Annotated in this window: 1 protein-coding gene; it reads left to right on the forward strand. The window is 69.7% G+C overall.

The window, feature by feature from the left end; genetic code table 11:
- The coding region (locus D1614_RS28620) for a molybdopterin cofactor-binding domain-containing protein (protein WP_147384407.1) at positions 1-558 on the forward strand (558 nt) is incomplete at both ends.

A 558-nucleotide genomic window follows, 5' to 3' on the forward strand; every position in this document is an offset into this window, starting at 1 on the left:
GTGCCGCGTCTGGTGCATGCGGTGCTGGTGCAAAGCACGGTGCCCGCCGGCCGGATCACCCGTATCGATACGCACGTTGCGCAGGCCATGCCCGGCGTGCTGCTGGTGATGACGCACGAGAACGCCCCGCGCCTGCCCAACGGCGGCAAGCCCGCGCTGGAACCACCGGCCGGACGCGTGCTCTCGTTGCTGCAGGACGATCAGGTGCATTACAACGGCCAGCCCGTCGCGCTGGTGGTGGGCGACACGCTGGAACATGCGCAGGCCGCAGCGCGCATGGTGCGCGTAGAGGTTGCGCAGCAGGCGGCGCGGCTCGATTTCGAAACCGCCCGCGCCGATGCCCACTCGCCCGGCAAGGTGCAGGGGCAGTCGGCCGATACCATGCGCGGCGATTTGGCCGCCGGCATGGCGCAAGCGGCGCAGCGCATCGAGGCCGTCTACGGTACGCCGATGGAAACGCACAACCCGATGGAGCCGCACGCGACCATCGCGGTGTGGGAGGGCGATTCGCTCACGTTGTACGACAGCACGCAGTACGTCTCGGGCGTGCGCCGCACC

The sequence above is a fragment of the Maribellus luteus genome (assembly GCF_003576475.1).
GTDB classification, from domain to species: domain Bacteria; phylum Bacteroidota; class Bacteroidia; order Bacteroidales; family Prolixibacteraceae; genus Draconibacterium; species Draconibacterium luteum.